12 protein-coding genes are annotated in these 15,513 nt (G+C 71.2%); 5 read left to right on the top strand and 7 right to left on the bottom strand.

Annotation, left to right across the window (positions count from 1 at the left end; all coding sequences use genetic code 11):
- Positions 1-28 precede the first annotated feature (28 nt).
- From BM272_RS05500 to purL, 4 genes are all read right to left on the bottom strand, one after another.
- Positions 29-838, bottom strand: coding sequence for an IS3 family transposase (locus BM272_RS05500; protein WP_275886929.1), 810 nt, complete (start codon positions 836-838; stop codon positions 29-31).
- A gap of 5 nt (positions 839-843) precedes the next feature.
- Positions 844-1,155 carry a transposase gene (locus BM272_RS05495; RefSeq protein ID WP_093427751.1) on the bottom strand — a complete coding sequence of 104 codons (312 nt, stop codon included), beginning with the start codon at positions 1,153-1,155 and terminating at the stop codon, positions 844-846.
- A 325-nt stretch (positions 1,156-1,480) separates the two neighbouring features.
- Positions 1,481-2,398, bottom strand: a complete 918-nt coding sequence (locus BM272_RS05490) for a glucosaminidase domain-containing protein (RefSeq protein ID WP_093427750.1) — start codon at positions 2,396-2,398, stop codon at positions 1,481-1,483.
- 38 nt (positions 2,399-2,436) lie between these two features.
- Positions 2,437-6,333: a phosphoribosylformylglycinamidine synthase gene (gene purL / locus BM272_RS05485; RefSeq protein ID WP_093427749.1), complete on the bottom strand. Its 3,897-nt coding sequence runs from the start codon at positions 6,331-6,333 to the stop codon at positions 2,437-2,439.
- Positions 6,334-6,439: 106 nt separating this feature from the next.
- Here purL and BM272_RS05480 point away from each other — a divergent pair, with 106 nt between their 5' ends.
- Positions 6,440-6,955 carry an RDD family protein gene (locus BM272_RS05480; protein WP_093427748.1) on the top strand — a complete coding sequence of 172 codons (516 nt, stop codon included), beginning with the start codon at positions 6,440-6,442 and terminating at the stop codon, positions 6,953-6,955.
- A 25-nt stretch (positions 6,956-6,980) separates the two neighbouring features.
- Here the strand turns inward: BM272_RS05480 and lptG are convergent, their stop codons facing one another.
- The gene (lptG, locus tag BM272_RS05475) at positions 6,981-8,030 is read right to left on the bottom strand and encodes an LPS export ABC transporter permease LptG (RefSeq protein WP_093427747.1); all 1,050 of its coding nucleotides are present in this window, start codon (positions 8,028-8,030) and stop codon (positions 6,981-6,983) included.
- Positions 8,027-9,127 (bottom strand): LPS export ABC transporter permease LptF, encoded by a 1,101-nt coding sequence (gene lptF, locus BM272_RS05470; protein WP_093427746.1) that lies wholly within the window; start codon positions 9,125-9,127, stop codon positions 8,027-8,029. Before lptF ends, lptG begins: the two co-directional genes overlap by 4 nt.
- 200 nt (positions 9,128-9,327) lie before the next feature.
- Here lptF and BM272_RS05465 point away from each other — a divergent pair, with 200 nt between their 5' ends.
- The 4 genes from BM272_RS05465 to BM272_RS05450 are packed head-to-tail and all read left to right on the top strand — an operon-like array spanning position 9,328 to position 14,807.
- On the top strand, positions 9,328-10,818 hold the full coding sequence (locus tag BM272_RS05465) for a leucyl aminopeptidase (protein ID WP_093427745.1): 1,491 nt from the start codon (positions 9,328-9,330) through the stop codon (positions 10,816-10,818).
- 4 nt (positions 10,819-10,822) lie between these two features.
- A complete protein-coding gene (locus BM272_RS05460; protein WP_093427744.1) occupies positions 10,823-11,257 on the top strand; it encodes a DNA polymerase III subunit chi in 435 nt (144 codons plus the stop codon).
- A complete protein-coding gene (locus tag BM272_RS05455) occupies positions 11,254-11,898 on the top strand; it encodes a hypothetical protein (RefSeq protein ID WP_093427743.1) in 645 nt (214 codons plus the stop codon). The genes BM272_RS05460 and BM272_RS05455 overlap by 4 nt, the downstream gene beginning before the upstream one ends.
- 35 nt (positions 11,899-11,933) lie before the next feature.
- The gene (locus tag BM272_RS05450; protein WP_093427742.1) at positions 11,934-14,807 is read left to right on the top strand and encodes a valine--tRNA ligase; all 2,874 of its coding nucleotides are present in this window, start codon (positions 11,934-11,936) and stop codon (positions 14,805-14,807) included.
- A gap of 142 nt (positions 14,808-14,949) precedes the next feature.
- On the opposite strand, the gene BM272_RS05445 is transcribed toward BM272_RS05450, so the two are convergent.
- Complete coding sequence (locus BM272_RS05445) at positions 14,950-15,513, bottom strand: hypothetical protein (protein WP_093427741.1); 564 nt, start codon at positions 15,511-15,513, stop codon at positions 14,950-14,952.

Here is a 15,513-nt window from a genome sequence, read left to right as displayed (position 1 = left end):
TGTAATGACCCCCTGGTTTCTGCACACCTCACGCGCTTAATGCGGGGTGTGCCCGTGGGGCCGCATAGCCCAGGGCCTGATGCGGCCTTTGCTCGTTGTAGTACTTCATCCACTGGCGGATGACCGTCCGGGCCTGGCCCAGCGACTCAAATCGGTGCTGCCAGATGCACTCTTCCTTCAGGGACCGGAAGAAGCGCTCCATCAGGCCGTTCTGCTCCGGCGTGTACGGCGTCGTGAACTCCTGGGTCAGACCGTAAGCCCTCACCGTCGCCGTGTACTGCCGGGAGCTGAATACCAGCCCGTTGTCGGACCGGAGCGCCAATGGCCGGGCTACTCGCTGGAGAACACCGTGACGCTCGATGAGCGCCTCCTCCAGGGCCGCCTCGGCCGTGGGACTGTTGCCCCGACTCGAGAGCCGCCAGCCGAGCACCTCACGGGTGCAGCAGTCGATGACGACAGCCAGCGCTGCTCGGCGGTCCTTGCCGCACCACACCTGCGTGAGGTCAGTGGCCCATCGTTCATCCGGCCGGCTGGCCACCGAGGGCAGACTCCGAGCCCGCGGCCGATGGCCCTGGGGCCGCTTCCGGACCTGCCAGCCCTTGCGCTGCAGAACCCGCTGGACCGGCTTCCGGTTCTCGCCCAGTATCGCCGCCAGGCGGCGATACCCGTAGGTCGGGAACTGCTCCAGCTTGGCCTTGATACGTGCCACCAGAAGCTCGTTGAGCGGTCGGGACCGCCGCTTCGGCCGGTAGTACACCGAGCGTCTGGGAACGCCCAACCAGCGACACAGCTTCGCCAACGGCACCGGCCGGCCCTCAGCCGCCATCTCCGCCTGCACCGACCTTACGAGCTCTCCTCGTCGTCGAGCAGGCGCTTGTATTTTTTTAACGCGTAGATCTGCAGATGGGCCTCGCCCAGCGCCTCCCGTGTCTCGCGGAGCTCCGACTCGTACTGCTCGCGGATATCCTTGGGCCGGGACCGGAAGCCGTTCTCCATGCTCTTCTGGGCCTCGTCCATCCAGGCCTCGACCTCGGAGACGGTCAGATCATGCTGCCGCGCTACCTCCGCGACCGTGGTCTTACCCTTGAAGATCTCCATCACCACGGCCGTCTTGCGCTTGGCGGTCCAGCGCTTCACCGGTGCTTCTTCGCTCATCGTACCCTCCTGTTACCCGCACTATACCCTGTGCAGTTCGGAAGGGGGTCAGTTCAAGGAGCCCAACCCGTCTCATTCTCAATAGGCTCCACCTCCACTTCGGCCACATGTGGGCATTTATAGATGCATGCCAACTTCCTGTACGGTGTCACGTCACGCCTGCAGTCAAATGAAGCACCCACCACCCCCGCTTCCGGATCCAGATGACGGACGGCACACTGTGTTATCTGGGAAGTTCAGGCCCACGCTAGCAACGCCGACCATTGCCGGCAATCGGAATGGAAAGGCCGTCCCTGGCCCAATTAGGAGGGGCAGTCGAGCGGAGTCAGTCGGCCAGCGCCAGGCGGCGCAGGCCCATGTCGCGGAGGTCGTTGTTCACCATCATGGAGCGTAGTTCGTCGATGTATTCCTGGCCGCGCTCGGAGTAGCGCTCCAGGCCGGCGGCCAGGGCGTGGGCGGTGACGCCGTTGCCGCTGGCCCGGCGCTGGGCGCGGAGCTCCCGGAGGTCGGCGTAGGCGTGGCCGGCGTTGATGTTGTGGATGTAGCCGCGCACGGAGTGCTGGATGTCCCGGTAGAGGCGGACGCTGTGGGTGGTGCCAGCGCCGGCGCGGGTGGGCCGGATCCCCTCCTCGGGGTTGTAGGTCCACACGCCGAAGAGGTTGTTGGCCTGCTGGGTGAAGCGGGAGGTGCCCCAGCCGGATTCGTTGGCGGCCTGCACCAGGATGAGGGCCGGCGGCAGGGTGTCGGCGCGGTGGAGCAGGCGGCGCTTGAGTTGGGAGGGTGGCAGCGCCGGATCCACCTTGTACTCCCGGGCCAGTTCCGCCAGGCGGGCGGCCTCGGCGCTCTCCGGCGCCGGGCGGCCGTTGTTCAGGGCGGAGCGGATGAAGTCGCGCTGGGCCTCGATGCGGCGGTTCTCCGCGATGGCCAGGGGCAGGATGATGCGGAAGAAGAGCGCCTTGCGCTCCGGCGCGCGCAGGTCGCCCATGTCCGAGGGCATGGTGCGCACGGAGAGTGCGGGGACCGGCCCCTCCGGCGGCCAGGTGTGGCCCGCCTCGTCGAAGCGCTTGGCCAGGGCGGTCGCCGGCATGGTCGGGAGGGTGCGCAGCTCGACGGCCCCCTCCCAGGGCGCCGGCTGCCGGGTGGTGCTCAGCAGCCAGGCGGCGATGATCAGCGCCAGCAGGAAGGCCGTCCCCAGGCCCAGCCAGGTGCTGCGGTGATCGGGGGTCTCGTGGGATGCGCTCATGCGTCAGTACTCCTCGCGTTCAGTAGAAGGCCGGGCCATTACCCGACCCAGTGGCGGGCGTTGCGGAAGATCCGCAGCCACGGCCCGGTCTCGTCCCACTCGTCGGGGTGCCACGAGAACTGGGCGGTGCGCCAGACCCGCTCGGGGTGCGGCATCATGGCAGTGAAGCGGCCATCGGTGGTAGTCAGGCCGGTGAGCCCGCCCGGGGAGCCGTTGGGGTTGGCCGGGTAGGCCTCGGTGGGGTTGCCGCGGTTGTCCACGTAGCGCAGGGCCGCGCGGCCATCGCCCAACAGGCCGTCGACGCCGGCCGGGTCCAGCTCCGCCCGGCCCTCGCCGTGGGCGACCGCCACCGGGATCCGGGAGCCGGCCATGCCGGCCAGGAAGAGCGAGGGGGATTCCAGCACCTCCACCGTGGACAGCCGCGCCTCGAACTGGCCGGAGGTGTTCTGGCCGAAGCGCGGCCAGCCCTCGGCGCCGGGGATGAGATCGGCCAGGGAGGCGAGCATCTGGCAGCCATTGCACACGCCCAGGCCGAAGGTATCCCCGCGCTGGAAAAAGGCCTCGAAGACCTTCCGCCCCCGCTCGTGGTAGCGGATGGACTTGGCCCAGCCCTGCCCGGCGCCCAGGACGTCGCCGTGGGAGAAGCCGCCGCAGGCGGCCAGGCCGTCGAAGCCGGCCAGGTCCCGGCCGCTCTCCAGCAGGTCGGACATGTGGACGTCCACCGGCTCGAAGCCGGCGGCGTCGAAGGCGGCGGCCATCTCCAGCTGCCCGTTCACCCCCTGGTCGCGCAGGATGGCGACCTTCGGCCGGGCGCCGCGGCCGATGAGCGGCGCGGCGGGGTCGGCCTCGGGGTCGAAGGTGAGCCGCGGCGAGAGGCCCGGATCGGCGTCGTCGGCCACCGCGGCCAGCTCCTGGTCGGCGCAGTCGGGGTTGTCGCGCAGGGACTGGATGGCGTGGCTCACCTGGCTCCAGTGGGTCTGCAGGTCGGCGCGCTCGGCATCGATGACCGCCCGGCCGCCGTGGCGCAGGACCAGGCGCTGGTGCCCGGCCACCGGCTGGCCGATGACGTGGCTCATGCGCCCCAGCCCCGCCTCGCGCAGGGTGGAGAGGACCTCGTCGGTATCGGTGTGGCGCACCTGGAGGACGGCGCCCAGCTCCTCGGCGAAGAGGACGGCCAGCGGGTCGTCGCCCAGGCTGTCCAGGCTCGCCTCCACGCCGCAGCGGCCGGCGAAGGCCATCTCCGCCAGGGTGGTGGCCAGGCCGCCGTCGGAGCGGTCGTGGTAGGCGACGATGCGCCCCTCGTGGAGCAGGCCCTGGATGGCGTCGAAGAAGCGGCGCAGGGCCTCGGGGTCGTCCAGATCCGGCGGGTGGTGGCCCACCTGGTCGTGGACCTGCGCCAGCGCGGAGGCGCCCAGGCGATTGGCGCCCTTGCCCAGGTCCACCAGGATGAGGTCGCCGCCGATGTCCGGCCGCAGTTGCGGGGTGGCGGTGCGGCGCACGTCGGCCACCGGCGAGAAGGCGGAGACGATGAGGGTCAGCGGCGAGGTCACGCGCTGCTCCTCGCCCCCCTCCTGCCAGACGGTGCGCATGGAGAGGCTGTCCTTGCCCACGGGGATGGAGACGCCCAGCGCCGGGCAGAGCTCGGCACCCACCGCACGCACGGCGTCGAAGAGGCCGGCATCCTCCCCCGGCGTGCCCACGGCGGCCATCCAGTTGGCGGAGAGCGCCACCCCGGCCAGCCGCTCCACGTGGGCGGAGGCGAGGTTGGTGAGCGCCTCCCCCACCGCCATGCGCGCGGAGGCGGCGGCGTGGAGGACCGCCACCGGTGAGCGCTCACCCACCGCCATGGCCTCGCCGGTGTAACCGCTGTAGTCGGCGAGGGTGACGGCGGCGTCGGCCACCGGGACCTGCCAGGGGCCGACCATCTGGTCCCGGGCCACCTGGCCGGTGATGGTGCGGTCGCCGATGGTAATGAGGAAGGACTTGGAGCCCACCGCCGGCAGGCGCAGCACCCGCTCCAGGGCGGCCGCGGGTTCAATTTCCGCCGTCTTCAGCGCCGGCTTGGCGAAGGGGTGGTGGTGGACCTCCCGGCGCATGCGCGGCGGCTTGCCCAGAAGGAGGTCCAGCGGCATGTCCACCGCCGGCTCCTCGAAGTGGCCGTCGCCCACGTAGAGCTGGCGCTCGTCGGTGGCCTCCCCCACCACCGCCCAGGGGCAGCGCTCGCGCTCGCACAGGGCGGCGAAGTCGTCCAGCCGCTCCGGCGCCACGGCCAGGACGTAGCGCTCCTGGGACTCGTTGCACCAGATGGCCAGGGGCGTCATGCCGGCGTCGTCGCTGGGGATGGCGCGCAGCTCGAAGCGGCCGCCGCGCTCGGCGTCGTCCACCAGCTCCGGCAGGGCGTTGGAGAGGCCGCCGGCGCCCACGTCGTGGATGGAGAGGATGGGGCTGGCCTCACCCTGGGCCCAGCAGCGGTCGATGACCTCCTGGGCGCGGCGCTGCATCTCCGGGTTGCCGCGCTGGACGGAGGCGAAGTCCAGCTCCGCGTCCGCCTCGCCGCCGGTGCGGCTCGAGGCGGCGCCGCCCCCCAGGCCGATGGGCATGCCGGGGCCGCCCAGGACCACCAGCGGCGCCCCGGCGGGGATGTCGCCCTTCTCCACCAGCTCCCGGCGGATGTGGCCCATGCCGCCGGCGAGCATCACCGGCTTGTGGTAACCGCGCACGCCGACGCCCTCGGGGCCGGGGGCATCCTGCTCGTAGGTACGGAAGTAGCCGGCCAGGTTGGGCCGGCCGAACTCGTTGTTGAAGGCCGCGGCGCCGATGGGGCCGCGGATCATGATGTCCAGGGGCGAGGCGATGCGCTCCGGGCGGCCGTGGTCGCGCTCCCAGGGCTCCTCCTTGCCGGGGATGCGCAGGTCGGAGACGGTGAAGCCGGAGAGCCCCGCCTTGGTCCGGGAGCCGCGGCCGGTGGCCGCCTCGTCCCGGATCTCGCCGCCGGCGCCGGTGGCCGCGCCGGGATGGGGGGCGATGGCGGTGGGGTGGTTGTGGGTCTCCACCTTCATCAGCAGGTCCGCCGGCTCGTCCCGCCAGCGGTAGGCGCCGTCCGGGTCGGCCATCAGCCGCCGGGCCGGATGGCCGGCCATGACGGCGGAGTTGTCCTTGTAGGCGGAGAGGATGCCGTCCGGGCTGGCCTTGTAGCTCTCCCGGATCATGGAGAAGAGCGTCGTCTGCTGGTCCTCGCCGTCGATGACCCAGTCGGCGTTGAAGACCTTGTGCCGGCAGTGCTCGGAGTTCGCCTGGGCGAACATCATCAGCTCCGCATCCGTGGGGTTGCGCCCCAGATCGCGGAAGTTCTCCACGAGATAGTCCATCTCGTCATCGGCCAGGGCGAGCCCCAGCTCGGCGTCCGCCGCGGCCAGCGCCGCGCGCCCGCCGCCCAGCAGGTCCACCCGGGAGAGCGGCCGGGGATGGGCGTCCTGGAAGAGGCCGGCGCCGGCGGTCTCCGGGTCCCACGGCTCGATGACCTCCATCATGCGGTCGTGGAGCAGGCCGGCGACGGCGGCGACCATGTGGTCGTCCAGCTCGCCGCCGGCGCGCTCCAGCCAGAAGAGCCGGCCGCGCTCCAGCCGCCGCAGGTTGTGCAGGTTGCAGAGCCGGGCGATCTCGGTGGCCCGCGTGGACCAGGGGGAGATGGTCCCCGGCCGCGGGGTCACCAGCAGGGCGGTGCCCTTCTCGTGGGCCGTGCTGCCGCCGGGCTCGTCCGCCACCAGGGCATCCAGCCGCTGGATGGCCGCCTCGTCGGGGCGGACCTCGAAGTCGGCAAAGTAGACGTGGCGCGCGCCCAGGCCCCGCAGGTCGGGGATCACCGCCTGCAGGGCGGCGAAGAGGCGGCGGTGCTCGTGGTCGGGGAGGGCCGGGTTTCCGAGTCGTGTCAGCATCGCTTGTCCGGGTTCGCGGGCGCCGACGGGCGCGGGGTGCACAGGGTACTCCAGCCGGGGCGGTCCATGCAGCCTCGCCGGCCATCCACCGTGGTAGGATCCGATCATGTCCGAATCACTGCCCCCCGCCACCCTGCTCACCCGCTCCATGGCCGTCCTCTACGACAGCATGGTGGGCCTCGCCATCCTCTTCATCGGCACGGCCGTGGTCCTGCCGCTGAACCAGGGTCAGGCCTTCTCGGCCAACAACCCCTTCTACGCCACCTGGATCTTCGGCCTGCTATTCGCCTACTTCGGCTTCTTCTGGACGCGGGCCGGCCAGACCCTGGGGATGCGCGCCTGGCGGCTGCGGGTGGAGGCGGCGGCCGGCGGCGGCATGAGCTGGCTGCAGGTGGTCCTGCGCGTCTTCTCCGCCCTGCCGGCCTGGGCCGTGCTGGGTGCCGGGGTCATCAAGATGCTGGCACCGGAGGACCTCTTCCTCCCGGCGATCCCCGGCGATCTCCTGGCCTTGGCCGGACTCGCCTGGGTCGTCCTCGATCAGTGGCCCGGCGGCTGGCGGGACCGCTTCTCGGAGACGCGGGTGGTCCGCCTGCCCAAGGGGAGCCCTCGCTCGCCGGTCTGACCGGCGCCTGTCCGACGCCCGGAACCTACTTCCGGATCCGCCAGGCCATGACCCCGGCAGCGACAAAGACCACCAGCGTGGGGAAACCGGCGCCCAGCAGCGGCGACAGGCCGTAGACCACGGCCAGGTTGCCGAAGCTGTTGTTGAACAGGAAGAAGACGATCCCCGCCAGCGTTCCCACGAAGACCCGGGTCCCCACGCTCACCGTGCGCAGGGAGCCCATGACGAAGGGCAGCGCCAGCAGCAGCATGCCGGCGGTGGTCAGGGGGCTGATGAGCTTGCGCCACAGCGCCAGCCGGGCGGCGTCGCTGTTGAGGTCGTTGGCCTCCAGGTAGTCGACGTAGTCCCAGAGGTCGACCATCCCCAGCAGGCGCGGCTCGGTGGTCACCAGGTCCATCATGGCGGGATCCGGCCCCCCCTCCCACGCCAGGGCTGGCCGCTCCTTTACCTCCAGGCGCCCCTCGCCGAAGCGGGTCAGGGCGACGTCGCGGAAGCTCCAGCTCTCGCCGTCGTGGCGCACGGCCGCCGCCCGCGCCATGGCGGTGAGTTCGCCCCCGCCGGCGTAGCGGAAGGCGGTAACCTCGCGCAGGTGGCCGCGATCCACCACCCGGTCGGCGTGGACCACCCAGGCGCCGGCGCGCAGCCAGACGGCGCCGGCGGGCAGGCGCAGGGCGCTGCCCCCTCCCCCCGATTCCAGCCGCTGGGCCTCGGCGCTGGCGTGGGGGGCGATGCCCTCACCCACCGCGACCACGCCCACCACCAGCACCAGGCCGCCGGCGAAGACCGCGCCGGTAATCCGGCCCATGGACATCCCCGCCGCCCGCATCACCGTCAGCTCGCTGGAGCCGGCCAGCCGGCCCAGCCCCATGAGCCCGCCCAGGAGGGCGGCAACGGGGAAGAGTTCGCCGGTCCAGCGCGGGACCGTGAGCAGGGTGTACCAGAGGGCGCGCAGGGCCCCCGCGTCCCCCACCTCCTCCACGAAGGTGATGAAGATGTAGAGCGCCAGCAGCACCGCCAGGGCGGTGAGGGTGGAGCCGATGACGGTGGCGGCGATGTAGCGGTCCAGGCGCCTCATGCCGGCGTTCGCCTCGGCCGTTTGCGGGGCTGGCGCAACCGCTGGCCGCCGGCCAGCATCGCCCCGGCCAGGATGAGTACCAGGGCGTGGACCCACCAGAGGCCCACCGGCTCCGGCACCTTGCCCGACTCCACCCAGCCCCGGGCGAGCCCCATGAGGTTGCCGTAGAGCATGAACAGCAGCAGCGCCGTGAAGAGCCGGGAGTAGCGCCCCTGCCGCGGCGAGGTGCGCGCCAGCGGGACCGCCAGCAGCGCCAGCGGCAGGGTGGAGAGGGGGATGGCCAGGCGCCAGTGGAATTCGGCGCGGAATTCCGGGTCGTCGCTGGCCAGCAGGGCCGCGGTGGGCAGCGTCGCCAGGTCATCCACCACCACCGGGTCCGGCGCCGGCAGGTGGACGCGCTGGCGCTCGAAGGCAGTGATCCGGAAATCGCCCCGGCCCGGCTCCCCCTCGTACCGGGCACCGTCCTCCAGCTCCAGGAAACGCCGGCCGCTCAGGGGATCGCGGAACTGGCGCCCGGTCGCGGCGACGATCACCGACTCCCCGGCCTCCAGCGCCGGTGTCCGGATGAAGACGCCGGTGAGTTCCCCGGTGTCACGCTCCACGCCCTCGGCATAGAGCACACCGGGGCCGTCCCGGGTGGAGAATTCATTGAAGGCCCCGGGGGTGAGGCCGGCCACGCCGGTGGTCCGCGAGGCGGCCTCCCAGGTCTGCTGGAAGGAGCGCTCCGCCCAGGGGGACCCCCAGAGGCCCCAGGCCAGACTGATGAGGGTCACCACCAGGGCGAAGGCGCCCACGGTGCGCGCCACCTGCAGCTCGCCGTAGCCGCAGGCGGCCATGGCGGCCATCTCGCTGTCGCGGTAGAGGCGGCCGATGCCGAGCAGGATGGCCAGGTAGAGGGCGAAGGGCAGCAGAATGGTGAGATTGCCCAGCAGGGTATATCCCACCAGATCCAGCACCACCGGCCCCTTGAGGTCACCACTGACCACCCGATCCAGGATGCGAACCACCTGCTGGCCGGCGAAGATGAGGGTCAGCACCAGCGCCGCCCCCACCCAGTTGGCGCCGATCTCCCGGGCAAGGTAGCGGTCGAGGATCACGGCTCGCCCCGCCTATCCGAATCCTTCGCGTAACCATCCCTCGACCGACGGCGCACGGGGCACGCCGGCCCGACAAGACTTAGTATTTCCAGCCGTCTGAGGTACACTGGGGGAATCCGAACCGTTTTCTGCCCGCTGAGGCAGTGTACGCCAACGCCGCTGACCGAAGGAAGCGGGCATCGCAGGAGAGGGGGACCCCCATGGAATTCACCGTCAAGAGCGGCAACCCGGAAAAGCAGCGCTCGGCCTGTGTGGTGGTCGGCGTCTTCGAGCCACGCCGCCTCTCCGCCGCCGCCCAGCGCCTGGACGACGCCTCCGGCGGCTACATCTCCTCCCTCATCCGGCGGGGGGACATGGAGGGCCGGCTGGGCCAGACCCTGCTCCTGCACAACGTCAGCGGCACCCTCTGCGATCGCATCCTGCTGGTGGGCTGTGGCCGGGAGCGCGAACTGGCCGACAGCCAGTACCGCAAGCTCACCACCACGGCGGTGAAGACCCTGGACGAGACCGGCTCCATGGAGGCGGTGAGCTACCTCACCGAGCTGCCGGTGAAGGGCCGCGACCTAGCCTGGCGGGTGAACCAGGCGGTGCGCACCGCCCACCACGCCCTCTACCGCTTCGACGACTACAAGAGCCGCAGCGAGACCACGCGTCGGCCCCTGCGCAAGATCACCCTGGCGGTGCCCAACCGGCGCGACCTCGCCGTGGGCGAGCGGGCCGTGGCCACCGGCCGCGCCATCGCCGAGGGCGTCCACCTGGCACGGGACCTCGGCAACACCCCCGGCAATGTCTGCACCCCGGCCTGGCTGGCCGAGCAGGCCCGGGAGCTGGGCAACCGCTACACCAGCCTCAACGTCAGCACCCTGGACCGCCCCGCCATGGAGCGCGAGGGCATGGGCGCCCTCCTCGCCGTGGCCCGGGGCAGCGCCCAGGAGCCCCAGCTCATCACCGTGGAGTACAACGGCGGCGGCGACGGCCGGCCGGTGGTGCTGGTGGGCAAGGGGGTCACCTTCGACTCCGGCGGGATCTCCATCAAGCCCGGCCAGGGCATGGACGAGATGAAGTACGACATGATGGGCGCCGCCGGGGTGCTGGGCACCCTGGCGGCGGTGGCGGAGCTGGAGCTGCCGCTCAACGTCGTCGGCATTGTCCCCGCCGTGGAGAACATGCCCGACGGCAACGCGGTGAAGCCCGGCGATGTGGTGACCACCCTCTCCGGCCAGACGGTGGAGATCCTCAACACCGACGCCGAGGGCCGCCTCATCCTGGCCGACGCCCTGACCTGGGCGGAGCGCTACGACCCGGAGGCGGTGGTGGACCTGGCCACCCTCACCGGCGCCTGCCTGGTGGCCCTGGGGCGCGAGGCCTCGGCGGTCCTGGGCAACCACCCGCCGCTGGTCAACGACCTCCTGGACGCCGGCCGCGAGAGCGGCGACCGCGCCTGGGAACTGCCGCTGTGGGAGGAGTACCAGGAGGCGCTCAAGAGCAACTTCGCGGACATGGCCAACGTGGGCGGGCGCGAGGCCGGCACCATCACCGCCGGCTGCTTCCTCTCCCGGTACACCCGCAAGATGCGCTGGGCCCACCTGGATATCGCCGGCTCCGCCTGGGTGACCGGCAGCGAGAAGGGTGCCACCGGGCGGCCGGTGCCGCTGCTCACCCACTACCTGGTGGAGCGTAGCGGCGGCTGAGGACATGACGCGGGTGGACTTCTACATCCTGGCCGACGCCGATCCCGGCCAGCGTGACCACTACACGTGCCGCCTGGTGGAGAAGGCGTGGCGGCGCGGCCTGCGGATCTTCATCCACTGCGCCGACGAGGCCGATGCCGCCCAGCTGGACGAGCGGCTCTGGACCTTCCGCGACCGCGCCTTCCTCCCCCACGAACGCAGCCCCGGCAGTGACGACACGGCCGTGGTCCTCGGCAGCGGCGACCAGCCGCCGGCGACCTTCGACCTGCTGGTGAACCGGGCCCCGGAGCCGCCGCTCTTCTTCAGCCAGTTCGAGCGCGTGGCCGAGGTCGTCAACCAGGATCCGGCGGTCCGTGACCCCGGTCGGCGACGCTTCGCCTTCTACCGGGATCGCGGCTACTCCCTCCACCACCACCGCATCGAGGAGGCAGCGGCGTGAGCGAAGAGCGCGACCCGCAAGTCGAACCGGAAGCCAGCGACAACCCGGTGGAGGCGGCCGAGCGGGCGGCCGAACAGGAAGCCGGAGAGGGGGCCGGGGGCGGCGAGACCTACGCCAATACGGCCGCCCTGGAGCAGGACCTGGCCGACCTCATCGGTGGCGGCCAGGAAGAACCCGATCCGGCCCCCGAGCCGGAGGCGGAGCCCGCCACTGACCCCGACGCGGTGGAGCTCGCCGGCGAGGCGGAGCCGACCGAGGGCCCCACGCCCGCCGAGGGAGGCGCCCTGGGTGACGGCCCGGCCCCCGAGGATAACGCCATCCCGCTGGACGCCGAGGAGACCGACGGCGCCAATCCGGCCGCCGCCCCCTCCCGGGACGCCGACGGCGTCCCGGTGGTGGACGACGTGGTGAACCCCGCCGTGGCCCCGGCCACCGGCCTCTCCGACGACGAACTCCAGCGCCTGGCCGACCACCTGGCCGCCGACGTGGAGTCCCGCCTGGACGGCATCGTCGTCGAGGCGGTGGACCACGAGATGGAGCGCGTCTCCACGGCGCTGAAGAACGCCATCCACCGCCGGCTCAAGGCGCGCCTGCCCGACATCATCGCCGAATTCATCAGCGAGAGCCGCTCCGGCAAATAGCCGGGGCCTTCCCTTCACATCCGACTGGCGGAGACATGGAGAAGACCTACGACCCCCGTTCCATCGAGCAGACCCTCTACCAGTGGTGGGAGGAGCGCGGCGACTTCCAGCCCCACGGCGACGGCGACCCCTTCTGCATCATGATCCCGCCGCCCAATGTCACGGGCAGCCTGCACATGGGCCACGCCTTCCAGGACACCCTCATGGATGCCCTGGTCCGCCAGCACCGCATGGCCGGTGACCGGACGCTGTGGCAGCCGGGCACCGACCACGCCGGCATCGCCACCCAGATGGTGGTGGAGCGCCGCCTGGAGGGCGAGGGAACCCACCGCCACGAACTGGGACGGGAGACCTTCGTGGAGAAGGTCTGGGAATGGAAGGCAGAATCCGGCGGCCACATCACCCGCCAGCTCCGCCGCCTGGGCGCCTCCCCGGACTGGTCCCGGGAGCGCTTCACCATGGACAAGGGGCTCTCCGAGGCGGTCACCGCCGTCTTCGTCCGCCTCTACAACGAGGGGCTCATCTATCGCGGCAAGCGCCTGGTCAACTGGGACCCGGTGCTGCAGACCGCCGTCTCCGACCTGGAGGTGGTCTCCGAGGAGGAGGCCGGCCACATCTGGCACATGCGCTACCCCCTGGCGGACAGCGACGAACACCTCACCGTCGCCACCACCCGGCCGGAGACCCTGCTGGGCGACACCGCCGTGGCCGTCCACCCGGACGACGAGCGCTACGCCCACCTGGTGGGCCGCTTCGTGGAGCTGCCCCTGGTGGGGCGCCGGATCCCGGTGGTCGCCGACGAGTACGTGGACCCGGAGTTCGGCAGCGGCTGCGTGAAGATCACCCCCGCCCACGACTTCAATGACGCCGCCGTGGGCGCCCGCCACGGCCTGCCCCGGCTCAACGCCTTCACCCCGGCCGCGACCATCCGCGACGCCTTCGAGCGGGTGGAGGCCGAGCAGGCCGGCGAGGTGGATGCCGCCGCCATCGAGACTGGCCCCGTGCCCGAGCGCTACCGCGGCCTGGACCGCTACGCCGCCCGCGAGGCCCTGGTGGCCGACCTGGAGGCCGCCGGCCTGCTGGCGGAGACCGAGGACCACACCCTCACCGTGCCGCGCGGCGACCGCTCCGGCGCCGTCATCGAACCCTTCCTCACCGATCAGTGGTTCGTCGACCTCACCCGGCAGACCACCGCCGACGGCCAGCCCGGCGGCCACGCCCGGATCACCGAGCCGGCCATCAACGCCGTGCGCAACGGCGACATCCAGTTCGTCCCCGGCAACTGGGACCGCACCTACTACAACTGGCTGGAGAACATCCAGGACTGGTGCATCTCCCGCCAGCTCTGGTGGGGCCACCGCATCCCCGCCTGGTACGACGCCGCCGGCAACCTCTACGTCGGCCACGACGAGGCGGCGGTGCGGGCCGAGAACGGCCTGGGCGAGGACGTGGTCCTGTCGCGGGACGAGGATGTGCTGGATACCTGGTTCTCGTCGGCGCTGTGGCCCTTCTCCACCCTGGGCTGGCCGGAGGAGACCCCGGAGCTGGCCACCTTCTACCCCACCTCGGTGCTGGTCACCGGCTTCGACATCATCTTCTTCTGGGTCGCCCGGATGATCATGATGGGGGTCTACTTCATGGGCGACGTCCCCTTCCGGGAGATCTACATCCACGGCCTGGTGCGCGACGCCCACGGCCAGAAGATGTCCAAGTCCAAGGGCAACGTCCTCGACCCCATCGACCTCATCGACGGCATCGACCTGGACGCCCTGGTGGAAAAGCGCACCTACGGCCTCATGCAGCCGGAGAAGGCCGCCGCCATCGAGCGCGCCACCCGGGAGGAGTTCCCCGACGGGATCCCCGCCTTCGGCACCGATGCCCTGCGCTTCACCTTCGCCGCGCTGGCCTCCCGCGGACGGGACATCAACTTCGACCTGGGTCGCGTCCAGGGCTACCGCAACTTCTGCAACAAGCTCTGGAACGCCGCCCGCTTCGTCCTCATGAATACCGAGGACCGGGACTGCGGCGCGGCCGGCGGCGAGGTGGAACTCTCGCCGGCGGACCGCTGGATCATCAGCCGCCTCCAGGCCACCGAGACCGCCGTGGACGAGGCCCTGGCCGCCTACCGCTTCGATCACATGGCCGAGGCGGTCTACGACTTCATCTGGCACGAGTACTGCGACTGGTACCTGGAGCTGGCCAAGGTGGTCCTCAACGACCCCGAGGCCAGCGAGGCGGCCCGGCGCGGCACCCGCCGCACCCTGGTGCGGGTGCTGGAGACCACGCTGCGCCTGGCCCACCCGCTGATGCCCTTCATCACCGAGTCCATCTGGCAGTCCGTGGCCCCGGTGGCCGGCATTCAGGGGGAGACCATCCAGTACCGGCCCTGGCCGGAGCCCGATGCCGACCGGCGCGATGCCGATGCCGAGGCCGACCTGGAATGGCTGCAGCGGGTCATCCTCGGGATCCGCCAGATCCGCTCCGGCATGGACATCGCCCCCGGGAAACCGCTGCCGGTGGTCCTGGCCGACGGCGACGCCACCGACCGCGAGCGCATGGACCGCCACGCCGCCGCCATCCGGGGCGTGGCGCGGGTGGAGTCGCTGACCTGGCTGGCCGAGGGCGAGGAGCAGCCGGAGTCGGCCACCGCCCTGGTGGGCGATCTCAAGATCCTCGTCCCCATGGCCGGCCTCATCGACCGCGACGCCGAACTCGCCCGGCTGGACAAGGCCATCGAGAAGGCGGACAAGGACCTGGGCCGCGCCCGCGGCAAGCTGGAGAACCCGAACTTCGTGGAGAAGGCCCCCGCCGAGGTGGTGGAGAAGGAGCGGGAGAAGGTCGCCGAGATGGAGAACAACCTGGCCGGGCTGCGCGAGCAGCGCGACCGGGTAGCCCGCCTGGCCGGCTGAGGTCCGTCACCCCCGTCGTTCCGGATGGCGCGCAGCGCCAGTCCGGAACCTCGAGAACAGGCCGCAGGACCTTCAGGACCGGCGGCCGGGTCCGCGAGGTTCCCGCCTGCGCGGGAACGACGTGAGTGCGGGAAGGTGGGCTTCAGTACTTCTTGGCGGGCTTGAGGCTGTCGAAGAAGGCGTCCCACTGCTTGGAGACGTCGTCGTTCTTGCGCTCCTCGCCGGTACTGGCGACCTTGAGGATCTCCGGGTACTCGGTGATGACCACGTAGGTGACGTCATCACTCCCGTACTTGGCGTGGGAGTCGTTCTTGACCTTCTTCACCGTGAAGCCCATGTCCCGGAAGGCGTCCCGGATGGTGCTGTGCAACGACTTCTGGTTCAGCGGCTCGCGGGCGGTCATGGCGCCGTAGCCCGACTGCCACTCCGTCCACTCGTTGTACTCGATCCCCGCCGGGGTACCGGAGATGACGACGTGGAACTCCAGCTCCCGGTTGTTCAGCTCCTTCACCGAGAAGCCGGTATCGCCAAAGGCCTCCGGATTCACCAGGCCACTGATGATCCGCTTGGTATCCTCGCCATGGCGCGGTAGCCCGTACTCCGCCAGCTTCCGGGCGATCTCGCGCATGAGCGCCACGCCGGGTTCCTCGCCCTCCGAATAGATGGGCGGCAGGCTCATCAGACCACCGTCACTCCCGTCGCTCAT

The sequence above is a fragment of the Thiohalospira halophila DSM 15071 genome (assembly GCF_900112605.1).
Lineage (GTDB): Bacteria > Pseudomonadota > Gammaproteobacteria > Thiohalospirales > Thiohalospiraceae > Thiohalospira > Thiohalospira halophila.
This window is presented reverse-complemented; position numbering and strand designations above follow the sequence as displayed.